This is a genomic window from Nostoc sp. FACHB-133 (assembly GCF_014698055.1).
GTDB lineage: Bacteria > Cyanobacteriota > Cyanobacteriia > Cyanobacteriales > Nostocaceae > Nostoc.
The window spans coordinates 34,622-61,577 of sequence record NZ_JACJSH010000036.1; the positions used below are offsets into that span (position 1 = coordinate 34,622).

19 protein-coding genes are annotated in these 26,956 nt (G+C 40.6%); 3 read left to right on the plus strand and 16 right to left on the minus strand.

Translation table 11 applies throughout. The features are described from left to right. Nucleotides 1–86: 86 nt before the first annotated feature. The 12 genes from H6G86_RS24740 to H6G86_RS24795 all read right to left on the minus strand — a co-directional run bounded on the left by H6G86_RS24740 (nucleotide 87) and on the right by H6G86_RS24795 (nucleotide 16,459). Entirely contained in the window at nucleotides 87–3,581 is a 3,495-nt protein-coding gene (locus tag H6G86_RS24740; protein ID WP_242064951.1) for a DUF3854 domain-containing protein, read from the minus strand. 210 nt (nucleotides 3,582–3,791) lie between these two features. Continuing rightward, entirely contained in the window at nucleotides 3,792–4,280 is a 489-nt protein-coding gene (locus H6G86_RS24745; RefSeq protein ID WP_190936552.1) for a relaxase/mobilization nuclease domain-containing protein, read from the minus strand. 4 nt (nucleotides 4,281–4,284) lie between these two features. Next, a complete protein-coding gene (locus H6G86_RS24750) occupies nucleotides 4,285–6,060 on the minus strand; it encodes a type IV secretory system conjugative DNA transfer family protein (RefSeq protein ID WP_190936553.1) in 1,776 nt (591 codons plus the stop codon). 156 nt (nucleotides 6,061–6,216) lie between these two features. Next, nucleotides 6,217–7,407, minus strand: coding sequence for a hypothetical protein (locus H6G86_RS24755; RefSeq protein WP_190936554.1), 1,191 nt, complete (start codon nucleotides 7,405–7,407; stop codon nucleotides 6,217–6,219). Continuing rightward, on the minus strand, nucleotides 7,404–8,150 hold the full coding sequence (locus tag H6G86_RS24760; RefSeq protein WP_190936555.1) for a hypothetical protein: 747 nt from the start codon (nucleotides 8,148–8,150) through the stop codon (nucleotides 7,404–7,406). Before H6G86_RS24760 ends, H6G86_RS24755 begins: the two co-directional genes overlap by 4 nt. After that, nucleotides 8,147–9,715 carry a TrbI/VirB10 family protein gene (locus H6G86_RS24765; RefSeq protein ID WP_190936556.1) on the minus strand — a complete coding sequence of 523 codons (1,569 nt, stop codon included), beginning with the start codon at nucleotides 9,713–9,715 and terminating at the stop codon, nucleotides 8,147–8,149. The genes H6G86_RS24760 and H6G86_RS24765 overlap by 4 nt, the downstream gene beginning before the upstream one ends. Beyond that, the gene (locus tag H6G86_RS24770; RefSeq protein ID WP_190936557.1) at nucleotides 9,712–10,503 is read right to left on the minus strand and encodes a hypothetical protein; all 792 of its coding nucleotides are present in this window, start codon (nucleotides 10,501–10,503) and stop codon (nucleotides 9,712–9,714) included. The genes H6G86_RS24765 and H6G86_RS24770 overlap by 4 nt, the downstream gene beginning before the upstream one ends. 147 nt (nucleotides 10,504–10,650) lie before the next feature. After that, nucleotides 10,651–11,751 carry a hypothetical protein gene (locus H6G86_RS24775; RefSeq protein ID WP_190936558.1) on the minus strand — a complete coding sequence of 367 codons (1,101 nt, stop codon included), beginning with the start codon at nucleotides 11,749–11,751 and terminating at the stop codon, nucleotides 10,651–10,653. Between the two features lie 120 nt (nucleotides 11,752–11,871). Next, on the minus strand, nucleotides 11,872–12,591 hold the full coding sequence (locus H6G86_RS24780) for a hypothetical protein (protein ID WP_190936559.1): 720 nt from the start codon (nucleotides 12,589–12,591) through the stop codon (nucleotides 11,872–11,874). A gap of 1 nt (nucleotide 12,592) precedes the next feature. Continuing rightward, nucleotides 12,593–15,412: a putative type IV secretion/conjugal transfer ATPase gene (locus H6G86_RS24785; RefSeq protein WP_190936560.1), complete on the minus strand. Its 2,820-nt coding sequence runs from the start codon at nucleotides 15,410–15,412 to the stop codon at nucleotides 12,593–12,595. Nucleotides 15,413–15,467: 55 nt separating this feature from the next. Next, the gene (locus H6G86_RS24790; RefSeq protein WP_190936561.1) at nucleotides 15,468–15,788 is read right to left on the minus strand and encodes a hypothetical protein; all 321 of its coding nucleotides are present in this window, start codon (nucleotides 15,786–15,788) and stop codon (nucleotides 15,468–15,470) included. 80 nt (nucleotides 15,789–15,868) lie between these two features. Beyond that, nucleotides 15,869–16,459, minus strand: a complete 591-nt coding sequence (locus tag H6G86_RS24795; protein ID WP_179076233.1) for a hypothetical protein — start codon at nucleotides 16,457–16,459, stop codon at nucleotides 15,869–15,871. Nucleotides 16,460–17,091: 632 nt separating this feature from the next. Here H6G86_RS24795 and H6G86_RS24800 point away from each other — a divergent pair. From H6G86_RS24800 to H6G86_RS24810, 3 genes are all read left to right on the plus strand, one after another. Further along, nucleotides 17,092–17,766 carry a hypothetical protein gene (locus tag H6G86_RS24800; RefSeq protein WP_190936562.1) on the plus strand — a complete coding sequence of 225 codons (675 nt, stop codon included), beginning with the start codon at nucleotides 17,092–17,094 and terminating at the stop codon, nucleotides 17,764–17,766. A 132-nt stretch (nucleotides 17,767–17,898) separates the two neighbouring features. Then, a complete protein-coding gene (locus tag H6G86_RS24805) occupies nucleotides 17,899–18,045 on the plus strand; it encodes a hypothetical protein (RefSeq protein ID WP_190936563.1) in 147 nt (48 codons plus the stop codon). A 1,634-nt stretch (nucleotides 18,046–19,679) separates the two neighbouring features. Next, a complete protein-coding gene (locus H6G86_RS24810) occupies nucleotides 19,680–20,609 on the plus strand; it encodes a tyrosine-type recombinase/integrase (RefSeq protein ID WP_190936564.1) in 930 nt (309 codons plus the stop codon). Between the two features lie 107 nt (nucleotides 20,610–20,716). Here H6G86_RS24810 and H6G86_RS24815 read toward each other — a convergent pair whose 3' ends face one another. From H6G86_RS24815 to H6G86_RS24830, 4 genes are all read right to left on the minus strand, one after another. Next, on the minus strand, nucleotides 20,717–24,268 hold the full coding sequence (locus H6G86_RS24815) for a plasmid replication protein, CyRepA1 family (protein WP_190936565.1): 3,552 nt from the start codon (nucleotides 24,266–24,268) through the stop codon (nucleotides 20,717–20,719). Then, a complete protein-coding gene (locus H6G86_RS24820; protein WP_190936566.1) occupies nucleotides 24,265–24,441 on the minus strand; it encodes a hypothetical protein in 177 nt (58 codons plus the stop codon). The genes H6G86_RS24815 and H6G86_RS24820 overlap by 4 nt, the downstream gene beginning before the upstream one ends. A gap of 595 nt (nucleotides 24,442–25,036) precedes the next feature. Beyond that, a complete protein-coding gene (locus H6G86_RS24825; protein WP_190936567.1) occupies nucleotides 25,037–25,342 on the minus strand; it encodes a fertility inhibition FinO-like protein in 306 nt (101 codons plus the stop codon). Between the two features lie 11 nt (nucleotides 25,343–25,353). Then, nucleotides 25,354–26,904 (minus strand): helix-turn-helix domain-containing protein, encoded by a 1,551-nt coding sequence (locus H6G86_RS24830; RefSeq protein ID WP_524538515.1) that lies wholly within the window; start codon nucleotides 26,902–26,904, stop codon nucleotides 25,354–25,356. Between the last annotated feature and the right edge of the window lie 52 nt (nucleotides 26,905–26,956).

Below are 26,956 nucleotides of genomic sequence, written 5' to 3' on the forward strand. Positions count from 1 at the left end.
TCTAAAGCCCCCGACAAACTCTTGGAGATGCTGCGCGAACAGACATGGAGTATTCTGACTCCTGAATTCTGACTTCTGACTCCTTTTCATAATTCTAATTCCTCTGAATTAGTAGTAGGTTGTTGCGGAGTGTGAGATTTTTGGGAATGTACTTCAACCTTGGGCGTATAAGTATTGTTAATAACCTGGCTACGAGTCTTAAGCAAATCCTGAATCACATCATTCAAAGGAGGGAGTGAGATATTCGTTTGCCCAATGTTCTGCTGCTCGAATTGACTTTGAAGGAGAATTTTCTGGTAAAGTTCACGTTGCTCCCCAATAGTCAGCTTGCCAGTTAAGACAAGTTTTTCCCGTAAAGGGTTGTTGTACTGATTGGCAACACTAGACCAAGTTTTATTCGTTTCTAAATCGTGCCAATGAGAGGCGATGTCAGGATGGAGAGACACGGGTGTATCACGTTTTGGGTCAGAATAAAACTGTGGCTGTGCTTCTTTTTGAACGTGCGATCGCAAATCATTAACAATGTGGGCTAATGGTGGAAGCACAATATCAGTACGCCCATTGTGATTAATTTCACTCCAGGCAAGATTTTGAATCTGCTGGTAAAGTTCACGCTGTTCACCAACAGTTAATTTTCCAGTTTGCTGAATTTTAGATTGAAATTCTAAATGTCCTTGCGCTACAGTCTCATGACTTGAACCATCTTTTTCTAACTGCTCCCAATATTGTTTTAAAACTGGATGTAGTGGTAGCACAGCGTTATCTAAGTTAGAAGAAAAATTGGGTCGTTTTGTTGGTTGTGATGGTGTTGTGCCGTTAGGTGTTGATGTAGTTGAGTGTGATACAGCGTTCTGTTGTTTTGGAGAATTAGAGCTTACTCCTTGTGGGTTTGATTGTGTCTTGCGATCTGGTGCGTTGGGCGTAGATTGAGTAGATTGGTGTGACTGATCATCGTTTAAATTACGGTTAATTTCGGGGTGAACGGGCAAGTCGATGTCACGGGTGTCTGTCGAGTTGCCAAATAATGCTTTGTAATTAATATGCAGTTTTTGAGCCAACAGTCTTAACTTCTCCAAATCAGCTTCAGTGATAGCCATCCCTTGGACTTGATGAGTCATACCAGTGTCAGTTTTCTCAAACTGAAAGCGAACAGCTTCCCGATTTGTACCATTGTGTTCAGTTTTGAGTAATTGCAGAGTAGATGTATTGTCACTAGTTTGCCGAAAAATAATCCGGTAATTGCCCAAGGTTAAATCGTCTTTCTCGAAGCTAGTAATACTTTGTGTGAGTATTTTTAATACCTCGTTTTCTTTGAAACTTTCTAAAATATTGTGTGTGCCTTTAGGAGAGACTGAACCAACGACAGAAGCTATTTTGCGAGGGTCTTCATCAACAGAGGGCAATTCTTTACCAGCTTTCAGGTAGTCAGCCACTAACAAAAACTCCTGCCTTTCAATAGGCAGAATGTTAATTTGTTTTTCTTGCCAAATTTTTGGCTCAGACTCTATTTCTGTGTAAGAAAGTTTAATATTGCCTACATGTCCCCATTTATCAGCTTGAAAAGTCATTAACTCTACATCATCATGGCGACGATAGATACTGTATTTATCAGCACCATGATTCTTGATTACAAAAGCATCAGCATGGTAGATTTTGCCACTAGTCTGCTGTTGTTCATCTTTCGCCTCAACACCATACTTTTTTAACAAAGTATAAGCAGCAAAAGCTATTTGTTTATTCTCGCTAGCTTCTAGGCGCTTTCTAAAAAAATTAGGCTCATAAACTGTAACATTTGCTTTTTTAGCCCAAGAAGAACTAGTTACAGGAGTTTCAGTTGGTTGGGCTAGCTCTGGGGCAACATCTATATGGATAATGTCTGAATCAATAACTTTTATATCTATAATCTGTGAACTAGGGTCAATAGGTGATTTAGCACGACTTTTTTTAAATATACCAATGTTTGCTTCTAATTCGGGATCATCTATCACAGTAGAGTCTCCTTTTTGTTGATCAATTTTTTTGACTGTGCCATCCTTGAGCTTGATAGTAAAACGTAAATTATCAAGTTGATTTTGATGCCACTCCTCTAGAGATATAGCCCCGGCAGATAACTTTTCAAAAGCTTCTTTTCCTTGTGAAACTATAAAATCATCTACACCTTTATCCGACCCTGGCAGCGTTACTACTTTCACGACAGCACCAAATTCTTGTAATAAGCTTCCTGTTTTCCAAATATCTCTTTGGATATTGAGCTTAGTTTCAGGCTTCGTTTCATAATCAAAGCAGATTTTGATTTCTCTACCAGAAGTTGCGAAAACAGCTAACTCATCAGCCAGATAGGAATCACCAATTTTCTTGCCCCACTCGTTTTTAGGTGAGCGATAGCCGGAGGAAATTCCCGGTAGTCCGATGGCTGCGTGACCTTGGCTTAACAGACTAGCCGCCTTCTTCGCCCCCTCTGTAATGACGAGTGGAATATTGTGTTTATACACACAATACCAAAAACCATTCAAGCGATCGCTATCGGTGGGGTTTACTCCAGCTTTTGAGTAAATATTTTGGGCAATCACGCCTGGGACATCTAGCAAGAAAATACTCAAATCAACTGATGGTGGATGCTCATATTTAATGAACTTGCCTTCAACCGCAACAGTGAACCCATCTTTTTTCACGGTTTTGGGTCTGGGGCGGTTTGGCTTATAACATCCCCATTCTTTAATTTGAGGTTGCTCACCAGGGGGAAGATTAGCAAATGTGCGCGGGTCTACTCCTGAATTACACCACCACCCACCTGCATCTAGATGGGAATAGAGTTCTAAAAGCCTAATAGAGAGGCTACCTGTATTTGTACGTGAGAGTTTGTCGCTGATCATCAGCCGTTCCCAAGCTTCATGTTCCCCACCGACATAGCTAAAATGAAGACTAGAGAAGTTGAGATGTGCAATTTCTGGTGCGATCGCGCTGCCTACTACGAGTTCGTGCCAATGTTGCGGATCAATATGTTCTGGGTGAGGCGGGATATGTTGAGTATTTTGTCGCTCAAGTTTTTTACTACTTATGCCATTGTTGGCGCTTTCAACTGTAAAAAAAACATTTCTCTGGATGGAAGCATTTAAATCTAAATTTTCTTGGTCTTTAATAGGTAGATATTCCTGGGGATTTTGAGAATCGAATGGTATAGTTAAAAACTCAACAGATGTGGCAGAAGGCGGAAGAATTAAGGGGGAATTGGGGTTGGGTAAAACTGGAGGTAAATCAGGAGCAGGAGAAAAATTAGGTGGTGTTATATCATTACTACCGGGGAGAAGTTTAGGCAATAAATATGCCATTATCTCTTCTACTTGTTCTATTGACTCATCTGTTACACCTTCAAAGTTATTTTTAGACCATTTCCAGCCACCATCCTCATCAGGAGTAAGAAAATAAGTTTCTTCTCCTATTTCGATTCGACATTTTAAATCAATAGCTGATTCGATTGATTTGTAAATAAACTCTCCTAAAGGATAAATAAAAGCTCTAATAAAATGCTGACTAGCTTTAGCGTAAGCAGAAGTGAGTTGCAAATGTCGTTCATCAAACATATTTTTTGTTAATTATTTATACACTGTGCCTAAGAATTCAGGAGTCAGTATTCAGGAGTCAGAACAGTAGAAGAACCAGAAACTCATTTGACTCAAAAATGTACTCGGAATATCAAACCTTTTATAAATTCTGTTAGCGTAGCGGGGCGCAGCCCATTCTGACTCCTGAATTCTGACTTCTTACCACTGTGCCTTGTGCTGTACTCTTGTTTAAGAACAACAGTTGCATCGGATCTGCAAATATTTATTGTTAGCAGGGTTTTCTAAGATCCGAGAACAAGATTGACGTAAAACCTCATATTGTTGCCAGTTAGCCCCCAAGTATTTGATATCAATGAGCTTACCTTGGGGAGTAACCCGATTAAAAACAATATGAATGTAAACATTACTTGGATTAATATCAAAAAAGCAAATGTACTGCAAATCATGCCAGCCAATACCGTGAATATATTGATTAACAATTTGAATACACAATTGTTGATTTAGGTTAATATAAATATTTTTCAAACTTATGACAATATAGATTCCCAAACTCTTAAGTCTTGGTCTAGTCCCAGACAAGGTATTAAAATCATCAATGATTTGAGTTAGAGTCAGATTAATGTCAATGAAACTACCATTAGCAAGAATATACTGTTGAGATAAAGTTTTAATTAAGTCAAAATTATCAATCTTCACTTCTTCAATAGTCATTTTCATAATCTTAAAACCCGATATCAGAAGGAACTTGGTCTTGATTAACCATACTGCCAACGTTTTTTGATGTCAGACCGGGATTATTAGAAACAGCTTGAGGATTTTGGGGAATGGGAAAGCGTAACTCAACTTGCTTAACTCGCAAAGCTAAATCTTGCTGTGAGGGAAATTTCTGCGTACTTCTCCTAGCTAGTAAACTAACAATTCTCGCCCATTTAAGTTGATTGTATTTCTCAATATTTTTGAGAGTCTGAGAAATTTTAATAGTTTTCAACAGTGGAACTGAACCTTCTTTTTTATTAGCATAAGTTGGGTTAATGAAAACGCATTTACCAGCAATTAACTTCAGAAATTGAGCCGGTTCAAAAAGCTTTCTCGTTTTCTCTTGGTCGCTGATGCTCGTGCTATTATTTTTACTACCAGTAGAACGGCTTTTTTGCTTGTACTTAATCTCTTCATCACCTAAGAAGCTGGAGAATAATTGCGCCGACTCGTTTTCACCAGGATTAAAAATGAATTTAGTGCTGCAAGCGCCAAGGATAGCTTTAGCAATATCTTTACCGTAGTTCTTCTCAAGCTGCCCCATATTTTGGAAGCCGATAATACCACAGAAGCCCTCAGAACGAGATTCGTTGAGCCATCTGTACAGGTCAGGTAAGTAAATCGAGGGTAATTCATCCAGTGCAACGATGAGTGGATCAAGTCGCTTTTTGGCAATGTTACGGGCGATGGTCATGTGTAAAATGCTGGTCATGAGAGGCCCTACTGCATCTCGGCGCTCTCTATCCAACCCAAAGATAATCATTTGCTTACCTTTAATTTCTAAAGGTAAAGTCGTCTTTCCAATGAAGCAGCCTAGTGTGTTTTTGGCCATAAAGCGAGTAAACATAATACTGGCAGTTGCAACAATCCCGGCAACGGTTTTTTCACTAGCTGCGGAACTGAACAGTTGCCCAAAGGCAATTTTTACCCAAGGATTGAGAGAAGCAGCCATCAGGCGTTTGACCATTTGTTCGCTAGAAAGTATCGCGGCGCAAGTCATAACATCTGCTAATTGACCGAACTCTTTAGCTAACATTAGAATTGCCTGAGTCAGCTGATCACCAGACGGGCCGAAGAAACCATCTTCAGTTGAATTGCCCAGAAGTCGAAAATTCTTATTGATGACGGTTGAAATTTGTCGGGACGATTCGGCATCACTACTATCCCGGAGAAAATCTAAAGGATTGCAGACTTCAGATTCAGGGAATCCCGGTGCAAAGATGTGAACATCATAGCCCTTGTATTTAGCATAGGCAGCAACTTTCGCTTGAGATGGGTATTTGAAGTCATAAACTATACATGGAAATTCCTGATCAATTGCCGAGTAAATCATCGGATTAATGGCGCTGAATGTTTTACCACTACCAGGAGCGCCGATGACTGCCGTACCTCTTTGCACATCAGGGATATAGAAAGTAGTGCCACCACCTTTTCCCTGATGCTTACCAATGTAAAGTGCCGCACTATCACATTGGGGATTGGCAATTTGCAAGATGGCTTTTTTCTGAGCAGTAGCAGTTTCTTTACCACTACCCCAATAACTGGTAGCGATTTTCTTTTTGTTACCATCGCCAAAAAACACCCTCATCAAAATATAAGCACCAAGTAAGGACAAAACTGTTAGTCCATTGGGGGTGAATAATTGATGAGTATAGTTGCCAATTGCATCTGAAGGATTTTGTAATTGCTCAAATCGAAATCCTTGAGGATTAGCGCTATTTATTTTGAAAGATTTGCTCATATTTAGGGTAGAGAATTAGGTTGACCAAGCCCCAAAGGGGCAGGGTGTAGGGTGTGGGGTGTGGGGTATAGGGGAAGAAATAGCCTCAATAACCAGTGGGTCACTTGCCCCCACCAATACCGTCTTCCCTACACCCAACACCCTACCCCCAACACCCTATTCTGGTTGACCAAGAACGATAGGGTCTTTCTCTTGGTACTCAATAAAAGGTACAGGCCCTATAAAGTATGGACTGCAAGTGCGACCAATGAAGGGTATAGTTTTGCAGATGCGGAAAAACATAGTAGTCTCCACCTTTCCACTGTCTTCATAAATATTCCAAACAACTTGCTTAAAGCTGGAACCAAAGGGGTTTCGACCAGTAGGCTCTTTACCATCATTAAGAGCTTTTAAAATGCCAAATCCACCATTAACCTTTTGGAATTTCCCGGATATCCACTGTGTTCCAGTAGTCTTACCAATGCCGGACATTTCCGTATGAGCGCAATTATTTTGTAGACAGGGAACATTAAAGCCATCTTGGTAGCTACCAGATATGGAGCGGGTACGGTTAGCTTCAATATCTCCCAATGGCAGATCAACTTTGGCAACAAATGAAAGGTCAAGTGTTCGTAGTCCTGGCAAATTATCCCATGTCAAAGTTGATAGCCCAGGTACTCCATTAATTTTGGAGTCTTGCCAATTCCCAAATCTATTTATAGATGTGTTTTCAATGTCGGAAATAGATGTTAGTGAGTAATTTTTTAAATTTATTACTCTTCCTAATGGAACGTCACGTAAACGAGAATCTCGGCTGGTGTTACCTATTGTGCCCCCAGTAATTCCAAATCTTCTCAAAAAATCGCTCACAGGTTTAACACTTGTAACATTTCTATTACCTAAGCCAGGAATCGCTTCCGTTAAAGATGGTAAAGTTTGCCATTGAGTTAATTGAAAATCATCTAATGTTAAGCCACTTAAATTGATTCCCTGTATTGAAGCTATGGTTGAGAGATTTAGATTTTCTATTGCTAATTGAGGTGTTTCAAAATCTCCCAGTTCCATAAACTCGCTAATGCTCTGTCCTGCCGTCCAAGTTCTAGTTTCTGTACCTCTTGTGCCTGGGTAGGTAACACTGCTACTTACAGAAATAATCATGTCGCTGAATTTCAAACGCGACCAATCAGGAGTAAACCCATTAGGAGAATTGATAACGGGTACTTGTGCTGAAGCCTTGGGCAGCAAAAAGCCTACAACTTGATTCAATAGCCCATATCTTATGAAACTATGAATCAATAAGCTACCTACTAAACCCAAAAAAATGAAGTAACGTAAGGCGTTTTTATTGGGTCGTAAAGATGATTTCATAAGCCATTACCTTGCGTTAAATTATCAGAACTCTTACTCAAAGCAATTAATTTGTTAACTAACTCTTGAGAGACAGAAGCCTTATTAGCAGCAGTAGAAATGTTATCACCTGATTGTAAATAACCGATTAACTTTTGCAAGCGCTGGTGTAGTTCATCTTGCTGAAGAATCCATCCACTTTTAATAGCGACAACAATCCCGCCTCGAATTTGATTAATTGTTTGCTGTGTTTTAACTAATGATTGCAATTGAGGCTTTGGGGTTATTTGTTCTCGTGCCACATCATTCTGAATTGTCACCTGACTATATTTAGGAGTGCCATTACTTGTTGCTAGTCGAAAACTGTAAGTCTTGCGTTCACCAGAGGATGACTGCGTAACTACTGTTAACAAAGTGGTAGATGTTTGCGGTATTCCGGGAATGTTTACTCTCTTGATCCGCCGCAGATGAATCAGCCCAGCACCGGGGTTAGAGCAATTCTCTTCCAGTCCCTCTAAGCAACCATCTGTGTCAAGCAGGATTTGCGATGGGTCGTCTAACCAAACCTTTTTAATTGTCTCGCCAATTTCATAGAAAGAAATGGCTACCCCGTGACCATTCCAAACGTTGATAGTTTGTAAAATTGCACCTTGACCACTAGCTTGAGTTTGTTTGATGGTGCGAACGACTGGTGCGGCAATTGTGGATAGTGGTATACAAGCAACTGTTAGAGCCAACGGTATACCAATCAAAAACTTTTTCATGGCAACTCTAAAGAGCGATTTACATTAAAGGTAACTTTGGTTCCCTGTGGAATAAACCAAGTATTAGGGCGAGAAGTAATTTCTTCATTCTTACGTTGATTGCGTTGACTAAGATTTTGACTGATGTTACCAAAAAAACCTTCTACTAACGCACCAGTAAGATTGCGCTGATTGCCACTACTACGTCTGCGAATCCTGCCTGTGAATTCATCAGAAATTTCTTCTTCACTATCCGGTTGGTTCATAATCTCCCCAACCTTCCCTAATGCAGACACAGCACCGCCAAACAAGTCATTTCGTGCAATCTCGCCACCCCTGTCTTGAAATCTCTGAGCCAAAAGGGGTTTACCACCAACTCCTGTCACGGAAATCGCACCCGCAGAAATCGGATATTCTGTATTATCTTTGATGATCGCTCTAACCGACGCGACAGCGTAACTGCCGCCATCAACCGAACCTAACTCGACTGCAAATATTGTTCCCGAAGGGATTGCCACTTGCCCATAGTTATCGCGTAAATCCTCTTGCAGTCTAGCAACAGACCTAGTGTTATTAGAGGTTAGTGTTTGTGTCTGTGTCTGCCCTGAATTATTAACTGTGGTTTGAACTAATGGGGTAACAATCACACCACTAGCAAAAGTGCCAACGGTAAGGTAGCGAGTTTGTTTACCTTGGAGAATTTGGCTTTCTTGAGGTAAATAATTATTAGCTAAAGTAATCTTGTTAACTTTAGAAGTTGCTTGCCACCTGGGGCGGATCTTTTCAATCGACTCGCTTGAGTTTTGCGGCGTGGTTTGGTCAAAATTATTTGTATCTGTTTGTTCATTTTGTTCATTCGGTTGATTTTGAATTGCTTGAGCTTGGGATTGAGCCGGATCTAATGAAGATTGTTTGCTGCTGCTAGCTTCGGCGTATGCGATTTTGCCGTAAGAACCGATGCCTCGGAGTTTGTTCAATTGTTCAAGGGGATCTAGGGGCGTTACTGTCCGTGCAGATATAGAGGATCTTGGAGAAAAACTCGTGCGTGTTGGTGGCTGAGTATAGTTCCTAATCGGTTGTGGTGCAGTCTGAGTTACGCGACGTGGTTGTGTATTTTGAACAGAACGTGGCGCAGGTTGTGGAGATGGTGGGTTAGATGGCACGACCTTTTGGTTTACTGAAACTGGTACTGGTGCTGGTTGGTCAAATTTATTTTTGTTAATGCGACCTAACTCATCTTCTTGATCCGACAGAGCAAGTTTTGCACGCGCATCACCGTCTCCATCATCACTTTGCCCTGCTTGTTCAGTGGTGGGTATTTCCTGCGTTTTCAGACCAATCTTTGGTGCTGGTGCGGGATTGAAAATGCCATTGAGCATCAAAAATATCGCTAAAAATCCAACTCCAAAAGGGACAGCAATTATTGCTAGTCTTGACCAAGGAGAAGTGACAATTGTGTGCTTAGTCGCTACTAATAAACTTTCCGGTTCTGGTGCTTTATTACCATTAGTTTTATTAACATCATCTATTTCAAGCAAATCCTCTAAAGTCGATACAGACCCATTTTTATTATTCTCTTTACTCATTTTCTTTTGCCCAAATCTAAATCGACAATTTCGGTAATTTCTAATCCGGCCTTCCTTGCCGAATAAATTTTCTTAGACAGTTCACTAGTATTAGCTGGGATATACTCTGGATTAGAAATTGATGAAAGTGTAATGGTTTTATTAAAAGTAATCCCTTTGCCGGAATTATCACTACGTTCAAAAGTTACCAGCGTCCCAATAAAATCTATTTCCCATTTTCCATCTCTGAGTTGCCGTGGCTGTGAAATAAATCTAGGGATTAAAGATACTTGCGTATCACCATTAAATATGTTCGTGGGAGTAATTGAAGCTAATTTTTTCAGAAATGCGGCTCTAAATCCTCCATTTTCACTCAACGCAAAGGCAGCATCATAAGCTTTACTTGTGACTCGACTATTAGATTTATTATTATTTTTGCCTACTTCTACCCCAGTATCTTGCTTAGTTATTGGCTCACCTTTTTCATTGAAAACTTGTACTATTCCATCCCAATTAAACATCTTAATGAAGGTATCAGAAATAAACTTTTTAATTACTTCATCAGAGCGTTTTTGAGGGTCTACTGCTCTAGCGGAAATCGTCTCACCTGATGATAATTGTACCAGGGCTAATTGCTTTTGATTTAGTATGCTGATTGCCCCATAATTGAGAAATTGTAATAAGAGGGAAAATCCCGCCATTGAAAACCCAACTAAAGAGATTATTCCAACTCGTGTTGTCACGGATTTGTTGTAACTAAGTAGTTGTAATGGTTCTCTGGGTTGAGTTTTACTTTTTTGATTCAGCATAGGTTTTATTGTCAGAATTCAGGAGTCAGAATTCAGGAATCAGAATGTTAGAGAAGAAGAGTGAATTATTTTCAATCAATGGAAGAGTTATGCACTCATTGCTTTTAAATTCTGGCTTCTGAATCCTGAGTGCTGAATTCTTACGTTTTATTTAGCTAATTTCCCGACTAAACTACCACCTTTAGTAGCAACACCTTTAGCAACCTCAATGGCAATCCCACTGTAAGTTTCAGCAGCTTTATTGATTTGAAGTAAAACAGAAATGCCACCACCAGCTGCTAAACCTGTAGCTAAGAATGGCGCAATTATACCAATTGTAAATAGAAAGAACATTGGCTGATAAGATTTAGATTCAGCGACTAATTGCCCGGCGAAACCAACAATGATATTGAAGCAGAGCTTGCCAAAACCTATACTGAAATATCCGACTAACCAACTGTAGATTGATTTAGCTCCGTAAGGTAGCAGAGAACCACCAACAGCTATAGGCCCCAGCAGTGCTGTTACAAGCATAGTTAGTTCAATTCCCCATTGATAAGCCCCATTCATTCCGACTAAAATTATCGTAACTATGTCAGTAACAGCAGACCCAACAAAAGCATTAATGGGAGATAAAATTAAATCAATTCCATTTGCTTGACCATCTTTCACATCATTAAAAGCATCGATAGCGCCATCAATTGCATCTACAAACCAAGAAAAAGCCCCATTATTTTTGTTAAACTTATCTGGATATTTTTGGGTTAAATCTTCTTTAGCTTGATTCAAACAGTTGATTTGTTCTTGTTGACTTAAAGATGAATTTCTACATTTATTTACAGCAATACCAATAGCGCTACGTGCTGCTTCAGTTCCCAATGCACTTTCATACGCTTGCTTGAGGTCAATTCCTGCCGCCGCTTCGCTAAGAACTATATTATTTACATTATTAATATAGTTTCTAATCCCCAAAGTTGACTTGCCTAGTACATCCCCCTTATTACTGAGCAAAAGAATTACTATTAACGGCCAAATAAAGTCTGTATAAGCTCTTTGTTCTTCCCCCGCCATCATTTTTTTTGTCCATTCAACGACGAAGAAAGTTAGTGTTGCTATAGCAAATAAAGCTCCGACTGTACAAACTGCTGAATAAACACCACCTGTAATAGTTTCGTTCCAAAGCTCATCAAATCCTTGCGCTATTGAAGCTGCATTTTCTTTGGCTAAATCAGCTAAATCACCACCATCTATTTGGGCTAATAAAAACATGATTTGAATCCTTGCTCAATACAGTAATTTTGAAAGATATTTGAACGCTAGTTGATTGTTTGTATAGGAGGTAAAAGCTCTTGTAACTTTACCTCCTACTGTGTTTCTATACTTTTTTAATCAGTCAGCAGAAGTAGGATCTAGCCGTGCATTAAGTACCACTTCATGCACTAGAGACAATCTGCCATCTTCTTGGGAATTCTCCTTTTGCCTTTGGGAATCAAGATGCTCCGCTACTTGCGTTAGCATCAAGTTAGAGTAAGCATTGTCCTGTCGGGCTAATAGCGAATCAGTACGTTGTTCTGCTAACATCGACACAATTAGCGCATTCTGAGACGCGATCGCTTTGAGAACATTCTGTGAAGCATCCATACTCTGCGCCTCATCAGCAATACCTTTTGCTTGCTGGGCGATTTGTGCAGTAGTATCAATTTTTTCTTGAGTTTGCTGCTGTCCTTTTTCGCTGACCACGCTAGCGACAGAAGCCAAAGCTAGCTCACGTGAGAGCTTCTGTGCTTTTTCTTGGGCGACAGGATAAGAATAATCATCCTTAAGTGAATCCTTCAATTGATCAGCCGAAGCAATTGGGTCAGGCGCACCCAATTGTCCGATAGAACTATCAATTGCAGCTGACGCGTTTTCTTTAATGTCTGCCCAAGCACTGTTAATCTCATCAGATGCCCAGGCTTGAATTTCACCAACTTCACTTTGAAGATCCGAAACCAATGAATTGATAAAATCGTTAATACTGAAACCATAACTAGGTGCAGCAATAAATAAACTGACAAAAGTCGCAGAAGCTATCGCACTAAGAGTTAATTTCTTCATGATCGGTTTCATATTAAGCAACCTGTTTGATTTGTGAGCGGGAAATCAAATGTTTAGCCAAGTCTGACAACTCTTCCCCCCGAATCATTCTGATATAATCCTCACTAAATTTGACTAAACCAAGCAGAGGATTATCTTGATAGTGTTTGAGAAACAAACTGCGTAATTCCTGCTCATTGGGATTATTAGCAACTGAGGCTAATAAACAGTAGGCGGGATAATAGCGGCAGAAAGTAAGCTTGCCATTATCATCAAGCAGCCACTGAGAGTAAATCCCCGACTTTTTTGGATAAAAAGCTTCCGTACTATTGACCCTGATGATTTCAATAGGATATTTAAAGCGAACAATGAACGGGTCAACGGCTGATGATTGAATCCTGCCTACTAAACGTGTAGTGATATTGGCAAATATCTTCTGTGCAGATGCACTCTGATATATAGTCTCTGGTTCTTGGGCAGAGATAATGACGCGGATACCAGACTTAGCACCATTGGCACACAATCGCCCAATCAACTCCGCTATCGCATCGAATTGAAATAAGATTGGTGCTTCATCAAGGAAGAAGATCGAAGCTTTTGATGATAATGCGCGACGTAATGCAGCAGCATAAGCACTAAGAGCGAGTATGGCAGCATCAGCTTCACTCGATAAATTACGTAAAGCGAATACTAGTAATTTGGCATTAGTTCTAAAACTAGATGGGCGTGAGATTGATTGTCCTACCCTGGTACTCAACCAATAATTTATTCTCAGCCTGATTTGCTCTAAGGCTTCGGAAATCTCTTGACTCTTACTAGCAATAGAATCTAATTGTATAAAAGCTGGAGAACAAAAATTATAAAAATCTTTGAGTGTTGGAGTCTCGCTCCATTCTTTAGTCCCAAATCCAAAATGTATTGCTGACTTGTAGCGCGATTTAATTTCATCATCATTAAAAAATGTTTTTAAAGCTAAAGCAATGATTGACTCAATATTGGTGGTAATTGTTGGGCTGACACCAATCATGCTCGTCCCCATCACCATTGTCATCAGCACTGATTTAAGAAATTCCTTAAAATCGTTCAATCGCTCATTTCTCAGTTCTGCATCCAGAGAGCGCAAATCAGGTAGTTCAAAAAGATTGTTTGATTCTTTGGAGATGTCAAAGTATGCCCCATCTTCACCAAGTAGATTAGTGTAGTCGGTGAATGTAGAAGTACCATCTGGCTTGGGATAGTCTAGTGCCACTACCGGAATATCTTGTGCTAGCGCCGGGGTAAGAATACCTGCCACCAGTACAGATTTACCTGAACGAGTTGCGCCGAAGACTGCCAAATTCTTGTGGTTTTGGTACAAGTCTAAATGTACTGGTGTGCCCCCTTCTTCTGCGATTAACTCAAAGCCAGTGCGATCGCCTGTGGCAGTCCTGATCAATGGCATCAGCCCTGGTGCTTCCGAACTAAAATATGGCAGTCGGCGGTTAAAAGGCTTGGTTAACAACGGCTCCCAAACAAATGGGCAACACTGCAACCATGTCTTCCAAGCGTATTCAATCTCCCGGTCTACTACTGCCGGACGCAGAAAATAACTAGCCAGATATCGGCAAGCCTCATCTAATTCTCTTATAGTCTTGCGGTGAACGAGAAAAGCGACTGCGGTATGCACTACTACACTACCTTTATATATTGTCTTCTGCGCCTCTACCGCTTCTTCAATATTCATCCCTGACTTGACATCAATATTTCCTTTATCTGTAGATAAAGAAGTGCTGGTAATTGATTGCTTGGTAATGCGTTGAAGATTTGTTTTAGAAATAGCTTGATTTGCCTTTGTTAGCTGACAAATCACCTCTGTATCAGAAATACTATCTCTAGAGATTAATTCCCATAGATATCGCAGTTGGGCTTGTTCGTCATACCATCCCCCTGGCTTTTGGCTGAAGTTGAGCGCCCCAATATATTTATTTTGGATTTTTACCCATTTCCTATCAAAGAATGGCACAGACTCCTCATTCTCTAACATCTGGTGGCGGATGTGAAAATCACTAGTTTGAGTTTCTACTAGCCCGTTGACGGAATCTATCTTTAGAGGATTAGGAATTGCTGGTGGCGATGACAAATTGAATTGCTGCCAAATCATTTCCCATATTTCTTGGGCACTCAGCACCCTAATCCCAAGTTTCATTTTATTACTTAGTATGGCTGACCATTGCAAAAAACCATTGCTAAAGGAATTTTGGAGGATATTTTCAATTCTGGTATTGTTATGGGCATGAATTTCTCCAGTAAAAGAAAACCAACCTTTTTCTAATTTTCTGATAATCGATTCGATAAAATCATCAGAACGTTCATCATCATCAATAACAGTGTACGTACACCATAGCCGGAGAAACTTATTTTTTCTAGTGCCACTTTGAGTTAATTCTTTAACTCGCAATCTCTCACTACGAATCAATAGCTTTAACTGATCTTGAGAACAAGTTGACTCTAAAGAAGATAGTTCCTTTTGTCTATAATAATCCGAGGTAAAAGACCCTAAGTGTATTGTAAGACTTTCGCCTTCGGGAATTTCTTTTAGTCCGGCTTCTATGCCTTCAAAGATCGGTAGCATTTGTGATGATTCTAAATTCGGATGAATCCCTAAACAATCAAAACAGAATTTGATTTGAATATTTTCACCTTTTTTGAGAATTAATGCGCCTACACCCTGCCTACCTCCTAAGTTGAGGTCACAAATGCCCCCTAAATGGATAATATCTTCAAAGGGAGTGAGCATTTTCACAACACTAATCTGCTCATTTTCTAATGCGACTTTACCTAATTTATCTTTAGCCTTATTAGAAGATTTTGGCATAACTTTACCAATAACTGAAATTTCACTAGAACTCAGAACTTATTTCTCTTCCGACTTACAACTTCCGACTTCCGACTTCTGACTTCTGTTTCTGTTGTATTGATTGAAATCTCATATATCCCCTACTAATCCGAGGGACGCTGACGAACTTACCGAAAAAGTCTTTATTTGTAGAAATTGTCCACCATGTTGCCCATCCCCAAGCAATACTTAATCCTGTACCTAACCAACTTGTTTTCAGTAGATAATTAAAGATAAATACATTGACTACTGCTATTAATGTCCAGGCAAATATTTGGTCGGCAGGGAATGGCCCTAGTCTTGGTCTTTCTCCTAAAATCCGATTTACTGTCCGAAAATCATGTTTTTTTGACATACTTATTGATTTAATCAAGAGTTATCAGCTATTAATCCAAATGCGTATTTATCAATAACGGATAACTCATAAAGTTTTTTTTACTGAACAATCAAAGCAGTAATTAAATCTCCAACAAAAACTGCCATAACTATGATTAATGGAGTTCTTGCTAGTGTCTGCCAGTCTTCATCATTTCGGGCAGATTGAATAATCCGAACTAAACTGATCCCAACATATAATAGGAATAAAGCTCTCAATACATTGAAAAAAAGCGCGATAACTGCTGCTGTTTGTCCATTGCCGGCATTACCAAAAGTGGTGGTCATCCAAGTTTGAGCATTATTGAAGAACTGAGCATTAGCTGGAGCCGCCGCAAAATCAATTAGGCAAATTACTGCTAACAGCGCAAACAACACAGCATAGAGATTAACTCCATACTTTCGTTGTACTTTATCGAAGTTAGTAAATAATGCTTGTGACTGTTTCGGCAAGGCAATGACGATGGCAGACGCAATCATAAATCCACCCATCAATATATTGTGGATGGACATCTCTGCTATCATCAACACACCAGTCACACCCATGAGTGTAAGTGTGCTTTTTGTCGCCCTCTCATTCTTTGGAGAAGGTGAGAGGGTTGCTGTTGCCGAAGCGGAAAAACTTTCTAGATATTCGTAGTCAGTACGCATCTGCTTTCGTTCTCCTGAACGATCTCTTGAGGGATAGGCACATTCTTGAATAAGTCAACCCCAAAATCCACAAACTCTGGTACTGAAAAAAACAGAACTGTAGTACTGTATAAACATTTCTAACAGCAATCATCTACGTAGATAAAAATCTCTTTCTTGTATTATCAGTCTTTGTGCTTGATATAATCACATCCTTAATCATTATTTAGTATAAATATTTGTGCAAACTCTTCAGTAAGTGCCAAATAGGGGGGATTGACTATTGGCTAGCTTTATGATTTAACATATCGAAATTAGCTTTAACAAAGTTTGGGGATTTAAGTTAAGAGCCTAATTAAAATCCCCGTTACAAAACTGTACTTCCGTTAGCGTAGCGGTAGCGAGTCTGCGAGCGTCCTTCCGACTTCCGACTTCCGACTTGTTTAAGTATCCCTACTCTCCATAAATTGAACTTTACCTTCGATACCTCACCATGTTTTGCATCATCACTAAAAACTGTTAAAACTTGAGTGCATGTATAGAACAAATATGTATAATACTTGCAGCTTGTAATTCAGCATTTGTTAGAAGTAGATATTTGGTCAAGCAAGGAAATTGAGAATTAATTTTCATAATCATTTGTTGGAGCATTTATGAGTACAAGAAAAATATTTACAGCACTTGTTTCAATAGGTGTAGCACTATGCTTAGGAGCTTGCCAGTCTGAAAGAGACTTGGTGGCTCACGCAGAGAATGACTTAAAACCGGCTTATGCGGCGGCAACTGATGAGCAAAGCCAAAAAGATAAGGAAGTACAGGAGCAAATAAGGCAATATGTAGAAGAGACACCTAACTTATATAGAATAACTTGGAAGGTATGCGGAGATTATAGAAGTCGTCTTCGGGATGGAGTAAGATGTAGCGAAACTAAAATTCCCAAAACTAAAGGATATGTTGATCCCGTTTACGTCTGGGCAGCTAATGGGGTGCAGTTTGTTAATAAGCAACACTTTGTTAATAGCTATTGGGCTACAGGATTGTTTGTCAAGTCTAAAGGATGCTTGAACTCAGGTAAGCCAGGACAAGAGCAATTTTATAATGTAAAAAATTTCACCAGAGATAAAACGAATGCTGTTCCTACCGCAGCAAACGTGAAGATTGAAGCTCTGTCAAAGCAGGAAAAACAAACAGTAGTAGAACTTGCCTTCAAGGACGCAGAAGTAGAAAATTATGCGCTGAAAAATTTTGGTGTGTCAGCAACCACAGGATTAATACCCACTGGGAAAACTTGCTTAACATTAGACGAATGGAAGAAGACGCAATCGTAAACATCAGGCACAGTCGCTTCCTTGGATCGCAGTTCAGTCGCGGCAACTTCCTCTATCTCCACCACAACCAACCAACGCAAGTATTGTCTTATTCTTTCTTAGATAAAGAAAATAATTTAACTTGTTGACCCCTTGTCCCCTGCAAGCGGTAAGTTAACTTTAACCCCAGTTGGTCTAACAACAACCCCAACAGCCTCTCTTGGTTTGGGGTCAGAGGGAACAGTGAAACCCAAAATTTTTGATGTGAGCAGCGCAGTCAACAGCGATCGCCGTTTTTAAGTTAATTCAGCCAGTAAATAGTTTTGCTCACGCACATCAGTTATTTAGCAAAATTTTGTAGTTTTTTATACTTAAGTTTTGCAGTCATTGATTACTTCATGCTTATACTAAGGGATGGCGTAACCGCAAGAGCGTAGCTGATCGCTCTATGAAAATCGCAATTTGCCGACCATTGGTCGGCAAAAACTTAATTATGATTCTGAAAAACTAATCCTTTATATGAGCCAAGATCGAGGGTGTTAAAAGGAGCGGGAATTTGCAGAACACTATGCCATACGATGTCTGTACCTTCCCTTATGCCCTCTGTATTACTGTATTTTTGTAATCTAAAACACCTTGTATTACGCAATTATTATTACTGTAGGCAGCGCTATGCAGTAAAACTTTCTGCATTATACTCATCTAGGTAAATAGGCTAAATGAACCTAACATAAGCTTATTCGTTTACCTAGACAAGTATCATGATACAGCACGGGGATTTCGTTCGATGTTAAAGTTGTATTTTTAACTGTATAATTTACGACCTCATAAACTAACTCGCAATCAGCTAAAGTCCCTTCGGCCATCAGGGAGCATCTTGGCGTTCACCCTGAAAATTGATTCAGGACAAGTTCGGAATCAATTGCAGAACAGTTTGAGTTTTTGGCACGCAAGTTTTACCCATTTCTTGAAGAATTTTTTATAGAGGAATCAAACCACTCTCAAAAAATAAACTAAAAATGACTCTATAGTTTTATGGCTTGATAGCGATTAAATAGCGGGCTATTCCGATAAGCTTGATTTGGCATGAAAGCAACAGAAGCAGGGAAGAATTTTGTACAAGTTTCTTAAAATAATCACCTTTGCCCGTTTTCTCTAACCCAAACCTACACCTGTAATATTTGTGTAGTGAACTGTTAGGAGTATGCTCTTTATCCCGTTTTATTATTTGTTAACTATAAAGTCATCTTCAGTTTATTTTTTTCACCGATTTTTAGGTTTTTCTTTTAAAGGTGTATTTTTAGGGGGAACCACAAAAAAAGATACCAGCCGTGTTCTTAATTGCTTGTTGTGTGCTGTGGATCTGGTGGATCTTACTTTCGTATCTTTATGAGCGGGTAAGTGCCTTACCACCCAAATCGGGAAAATTGACTTGCATGAAGATGAAGCGATCACTTACTCCCGGATTTCTCACCACACCTCGAATGGAGGAGTAATGAGTAGTGAGTAAGGAGTAAGGAGTAAAATTTTTAACTTATTACTCATTCCCCGGACAAAACCTTTTGTTGCCTATTCCCTTCTAAAAAACTTTAAATAGTCAACCCGCCAGTTAAATTCAGCAATCGCCGTTGCAAATTTTTTTCTTAATTCTCCTCCCACACCCAAAAATAGCACCTCCTTCTACTACAAGTTAGCCGTGTATAAACGGCAATACTCGGAGGAAATGCCCAACTTTCAATCCGCAATGGATAGTCAATAATTGTATTAGTTATATCATAATTCTAAGTATTATGAGTGTACTATACGCAAAAAATGAGAATTTTTTAGTTGTGAAACAGTGAGTTGAAATGACCATTTAGAGCGACAATAAAAATCAGACACTATAACATCAGACAAAACTGTCGTTGTGTCTGATTTTTAAGGGAGTAAAAAAAATGACGCTCTCTCTGGTTCATATTGTCGCGCATAGAAAGGCTCTTGCTTCCTTGCCAGTAGCGCAGGCGGAGGCGAAGTTGATTGCGCTGTGGTTGGAGGGAAAAGCGTCGTCTTCTATTCGGGCTTACCAGCGATACACTAGGCGATTTCTGAATTTTCTGGACAAGCCGCTCAAAAAAGTGACTTATGAAGACTTGGTAGAATACGCTAGTTCTTTTGGGGGCAATGCCGAAAGCACAAAGCGGATATACATAGCTTGTGCCAAAAGCTTGATTAGTTTCGCTCATAAAATTGGATATCTCCCTTTTAATGTGGGTATGGCACTAAAACTGGGTGAATTACCAGATGTAATCAACGAACGCTATCTTGATGAAGCTGATATTAAATTGTTGGTACGGGCAGCCAATAGGCATTTAACATTGGCGAAAACTCCCAAAAGACAGTACACAGCCCTACGTAATTTGTTAATTATCAAACTCTTGTATCAGGCAGGGTTACGGGCAAGTGAAATCTGTAATTTGACTTGGGGAGATTTGACACCCCGCAGTGACAGTGGACAGGTGTACGTGAGAAAAGCCAAGGGGAGCAAAAATCGCACAATTCTCATTAAGCCGAAGCTGTGGGCGGAACTAATGGAGTTCAAAGGTCAAGCTTTACCTACAGACGCAGTGTTCCGAAGTCAAAAAGGGGGACACCTCGACCGTCAAAACTTGCACCCGATTGTCAAAGCAATCTCCCTTGAAGCTGGATTAAGCGAACTGGTTTCTGCTCACTGGTTACGTCATGCCCACGGTTCTCACGCGATTGAGCGCGGGACTAATCCAGTGCTGGTGAAAGAAACTTTGGGTCATGCCAATTTAGCCATCACCGATCACTATCTCAAGGCTAGACCGAATGACAGTAGCGCTTTAAACTTGATGGATCTTTAACATTTTGCATGACTTGTGATGTGGGCAGCACAAATGGGAACCAGTGGCATCAATTGCTACCGGGAACGAAACAAAAAACAGCTTTCAAATGCCAAAGGGATTTTTCTCTAGCCAGCCCCCTCCATAGGCAACACTTCTTCCAAGAGCCATTCATAAAATTCAGGAACAAGAGATTCCACAAGTCGCAGTTCATTTGCCGCGATCGCCTCAAGTTCCAGTACTGTCTCCCAGCGCAAATCCCCAGTCCATCGTTTAAGAATGCCTTTGATTGCGTCCACTCCACGAGAAATACCAGAGCGAAGTATTTCTACACAGTGGAGTAGCGTAACGCGATCTGTCGGAGGCGACTCAAATTCGGTAGTATCCTCCCCCTGGCAATGGGAGTTCCCTATAGCATTAGGGGGGGGTGTGGATACGGCCTGCTGATTGGGGTTTACACTATATGCAGCAGGGGTTTTGGGGGCATAATAGGTTCGATTTTCTTTTTGATTGCGCTTCGTTTCACGATGAGCAATTACATGCATTGCAAATTCTAATTCCTCTTTAGATAAAGAAAAAAGTTTCACCTGTTGACCGCGCTTGCCCTGCTTGCGGAAAGTCAGCTTTAGCCCCAGCTGCTCGACTAAAGTTCCTAGCAACCAAATAGGTTTACAGTCACTGGGAATAGTAAACCCAAGAATTGCTTTAACGTGAGCAGCACAATGTATAGCGATCTCCGTCATCTTGAGTAAGGTGGAATCGTCGGCAGTAACTTCATCACCTTTCATTAAAGAAGTGAGAATTTGATGCAGCCCCAGGTTAAATCTAGCCAGCCACCGCGCCGAGTAATTGCCCCAGTCGATGCACAAAGGTAGATTGTCGCGCTCGGTGCGGTCTTTTTGGGTGACAATTGTTGGTGGTGTAGGATAAGTTTGCCCGGTTTTGGGGTCAGTAAACGATTCTTCGGGTGGGGCTAAAATGGCCTCAAGTCCAGCGATCGCTCTAATTAATCGACCTCCTTTATCCATTTCTACGAGCGATTCGGTTACTTCGATGCCGTAAGAATCAGAAATGCGGAACTTTTCACATTCAAAAATTTCATTAGGGTCAAGGTAATCTTTGCTCTGACGGGCACGGTACTCGCTCAAAGTAATATTCTTGGCCTTGGCAACAGCCGAATTGTGGGCACGATCCAAAGCTTGTGCTGCTGCTTTAAGACTTTCAAGAGATTGCTCATCATCTTCACTGCCCACACATATAAATGTATTGCCCATTTCTGTGAGGAGCGATCGCAAGTCATCGCGCAGATTATTGAGAGAATAGTGGCGGTTAGCCATAATTTGGCAGTAAGCCTCAAGCGCCCAATCTTTCTCCGCTCCCCGCTTACCCGTTTCTCTGTCAATTCGCAACAGAAAAGCGGTCATTTCATTGGTTTGGAGTAAGCGCTCTTTAATCTTGGATGCGTTTGTATCCTTGTAACCAAAGGGAGGACGTGGGGCCACCCAAATATGAAACGGGACTTTTGGACGATAGCGGTACAGTTGTTGGGCACATTCGGTAGCGGTTTGGGAAACGCCGTGAAAGACACCAAATACTAAGTCAAAATGATACTCAGAAATATCGACACCAGTACCGAGACTGGGAGAGGTGAACAAGGCATCAAAGTTTTTGACGGCGTTGGTGATATCTTTGATGAAAGCGACATTCTCATCACTGCCAGAATTATCGGAATGAACCGACCAAATGCGGTATGAAGTCCTACGGGCTGGGCAAGGGGTAAGGGGTAAGGGGGAAAGGGCGGAGGAGGAATCTGTTAATTCTTCCTTTTCCCCTTCCCCTTTAACATGCACCCCGCCAAGTTCACTTGGCGAACTACTAGATTCTTCGTACTTGATAGTAAAGGATTTGTCGAGTTTTTTGATAAAACGCTTACTGTCGCTGGCAACCATGACTTTCTCACCAAGCATTAGCGCTGCCGAGATTTGGGCGACTAGAGCGCTAGAATTATCCCCCTCGTACCAATAAATTGTGCGTGAACCGTTTCGCCACTCGTTTTTAATGATGTAAGGTACTTCACCTTTTGGTCGCATTGCAAGAAAGAAGTTTACCGTTAAATCATCCATGTGTGCATCAGCGATGACGACCAGTGGCGCATTGTATACTATATATTCCAGGACTTCTAGGATTGCTGCACGGTGTTGTTTGCAAGTATTACTGTGCAGTAGGTGGGTGAGGTATTGGCAAGCTTCATCTATAAATATGCAGCCGTAGGTGAGAGACTGAGTATTCAGCTTATGCAAGCTGTCAATAGTAATGGAGAGGGCTTGAGCCTGAGCTAAACCTGTGTAACCCAAGTCGGAGTACATGGCTGTTTGCAAGCGTTCGGCAAGATTTTTCAACAAGTTAACCCGATGTCCATTGTTGAGGAACCGTGCGTTAGGATTTTGGTCACGCCACCAGCGCATGAGTTCAGTTTTACCAGTACCCATGTCGCTCCAGAGTACGACCAGTCCGGTTTTCGGAAAATTGAAAGTAGGGGATTTCTTCGATTTGGATGAATCAACTCCGCCAGAATCCGTAGACTTCTCCTTTCTTTGATGTCCTTTTATAGATGGCGTGAAAAGTTGTTCCTTTTCAAGCTCATAAAGCTCAGGCACTCTCAAGCATTTTTCTTCAAGTTCAGGAATGCACAAAGCCTCAGAGAGATACTTGATATTAATAGTGACATCTGGTTTGTATTTGCTAAGTCCCCATTTTTTAGCCCGATACGAGCGCTGGTAATCGGCAAGTGATTTGGCATCATCGATGATTGCGGTCAGTAAAGCGTTAGCATCTTCCCCGCGACCAACTACAAAATCATCAACGCCTTTCTCTGGCCCCGGCAGTAATGCAACTTCACATTCAGAACCAGCCGATTCGATTGCTTTTGCAGTGCGAACAGTGGCTTGAAACACCGACCACCTGGTTTTAGAAGAAGTTTCGTAGTCAAAAAGAATTATGAACTTGCGTCCCGCCTGAGCCATCGGTACTAAGTCAGGATGCAACCGTTCATCAAAATCCTGTTTGCCTACGCGCCCGTTCCAAATTCCAGGGAGTGCGATCGCTACAAACCCCAGACTCAGCAAGCAAGCGGCTTTCTTCTCCCCTTCGCATAATATTATCGGAATCTCTGGATGCTGTTTCACCCACTCCCAAAATATTAGTGGATTGAGTTGATCCAGTAAGCGCAGCGCTAAAAGTGAATGATAGCGCTTAATTAAATAACGCTTTGCAACTTTGTCCCAGATGGGGTTAGCGACATCAAAGTAGGTAACGCGGTTGGGGGTTTTGGGGGGTGATTCGTACTTAACTGGCTTGCCTTTTTCCCAATCAATGCGTGGGAAGTTTGGCTTAATCCGCCCCCACTCCATTGGTTGCCAGTTTTTAAAGGGGTCAAGAGATTGAATCCACGTCCCACCCAGTAATAGGTGCTGATACATTTTTATGTATCCATCCGTGACCCGACCCGCATTCTTACGTGGGACCTTATCAGATATGAACAGGAAATCATAAACTGATTCTCCTTCAATGTGGAAGAAGTTGCTCTGGACCAGGGCCGGATGAATCGCACTACCAACTGTTAACTCATGGTTTTCAGCAGCCGTGAGATTATTTGGGTATTGAGTTGAAGAGGCATTCATCGGTTCTCTCCAAGGAATTTTTTGGGGAGAACTTTTTCAAGCTGCGAAACTCTTGCTCTAGCCTGGATATTCCGAAAATTTCCCTTCGTCACAGCACAAAATTGCCATGCGAAAGCTGCACTCAACCCCATGCGCTCTAACACTGCGCTCTTGGGGCGTTCTCTGTTTTTCACGATATTTTCCCCTGATAACTTGGTTGACAAGCTTCAGAGGGGGTTGCATCAGTTATCAGTCAACAGTCAACAGTTATCTAATCTGGGATTTTACGCCCAACTGATAACTGGTAACTGGTAACTGATAACTGTTATTCGCGCTGCAATTGCTTTATGCTACAAAATTCAGAATCTTTCTTAATCAAACTTAACCTATTTAAATCTTTTGAATTTTAACAGCAAAAATTACCACACGAAACTGGTGCGTTTCGTGTGGCTTCTCGTATAATACGAGAAGCAGCGGATTCAATCTCGTCTGACCAGTCAGTGGAAAAGTCGCCAAACTTTAAACGCCACTGCTTTGGTTTTAGTGAGATAACCCCGCTCTGAGGTTATATGAAATTTAAGCCATGCACGAAGCGCTACTCCTTAGTGGCGCTTTGTGCGTTAAATTCTCGTACTGTTGTATCTTCACCTCCATACCTCCTATCAATTAGCTTGATTTTACATAACTTGTGATCTTTCCGTATCTAACGAGATTCTGCAACGTTTTTGTTTGACTCCTCCATATTTACTAGTGTTTGTTTCAGCTTACCCTGATTGGGTAATCACTTTTTCAAGAAGCAACACCTACCGCAGAGATCGTTTCTGCCTTGGGCTTGCGCTCGAAAACTTGTATATTGGGTTCCTCCAGCACGAACCCGTTGTCTGTTTGCTGACCGAGTTTACCAGCGATAGCTGCAACCCACTGTGGGTAATTACTGGCAGCATCAGTCAGTTTCTTGTAAATCTTGGGTTTGACTGTAATTGAGATAACGCGACCATCACAGTCAATTTCAAATTGTTGCCAACCATTTTCTACTATGTTGGATTGTGGAAGTTCGTTGATTTTGATTGTTATTTCTAGTTTGCCTGCAATCATAAATACCTCTGCTAAGATGCATTTGCTAGTGTTGGTAAAGCATGAGATGCACGTACTAATCCTAACGGATCTGTTTTGACATACTTTTTAATTACTGGTTGAAGCGTAAAACTTATTTCTTGATGAATGGTACTTTTAATAGTTTCTATTAAAGAGTGCCTTTCAAGTTTTTCTAATGCGGTGATTAACTCGGAAGTTGATATAGATACTTTATGCTTATTATTCAATCCATTTAATAATTTAGTAAAACTAATAGGTTGAGAGTTTAAAATTAACTCTTCAGCTAAACAAATCATTATCTCCCTGTGAAGTTCGTTTAAGACTTGACCGAACATTTGATCAAGCATGGCTTGAAACTGACTACTAATAAGGGTAGTTTTGTGTTCAAAAAATGCTTCATTACTACCAAAAAAATGATGAATTCGATTGGCGAGTGCTTTTAGTTCGGAAGGGTTGCCTCGATAAGTTTCAATTAATTCAATGCATTTTTCTTGGTTAGGAAATCCTTGAGAAGCTAAAAACTGCATTGCAGCGTCTCTATCTAAATCTTCAATTTTGATAAACTCAACAGGCCGTTTGATTTCTATAAGATCGTTAAGCTCATCAGGCAAAATTCTACTAGTTAGGAGTAAGCAACTGTGGTCTAATTCCTCTACCAATCGGCGGAAAAATAGCTTAAACTCTAGCCTCTGCTTCAAGTCACTTATATGAAATAAAGTCTCACATTCATCTAATACTATTAGACACTGGTGTGATTGCAACTGCTTAATCAGCAGTGAAATCATCGCTGGACCATATTGAGGTAACTCTGATCCAGACTGTGAGGGGTGAATTAGCTCTAGCAGATCAGTTACTAAATCCTCAAGTAGTGGAGCATGAGCTACTGATTTCCAAATTAAGGAATCAAATCTCGGTTGAGATTCTATACTTAGTTCTTCTAAGAGTTTGGCAGCTAATGCACTTTTACCAATGCCTGCCACTCCTATTAACAACACGCAACGCTTCTTAAATATTGATTCTTTTAAACGGGACAGTTCTTTTGCCCGTCCATAAAAACTCGATACATCCGGGTATCCACGTCCTTTAACTTGTAACAATTTGTTAACAGAAAGTAATTGCTCTCCATTGGACACAGATTTGACATAATGTTCTTCAGTTACTTGCTCTAAAAAATTGCGTAGTGTCTTTTTAGTAACCCGTTCACCATTTCCAAGTGTTTTTGAGAGTGTAACCCATAACCGAGTAGCTACTACCCGTTGTAAATAATTAACGGTGTAACGTGAATTTTCCGCTATTTCTTCGTAGTCGTGATTAGCCCACGTTCCTTTCATTACAGTGATCTCTGCTTTAGATAAGTATCTGCCTCTTTGAGCAAAGATTAACTCGTTTACTACACCCAAAGCTTCTTCAAAGGTTATCCTCTCTAAAATCTCTTGCTCTGCGGATCTCTGTTTTTTTGATACAACAGGGGAAGGGGCTAGTGAATTCACCTCTTGGATAGCACTGGAATTCATATCTATACTTGTCCTTTTAGTGCAGAGAAGCCAGTACGGACTTCCCATAGATTATGGCTGATTTTATAGATGTGACATATCAAACTCGATATTACTACAA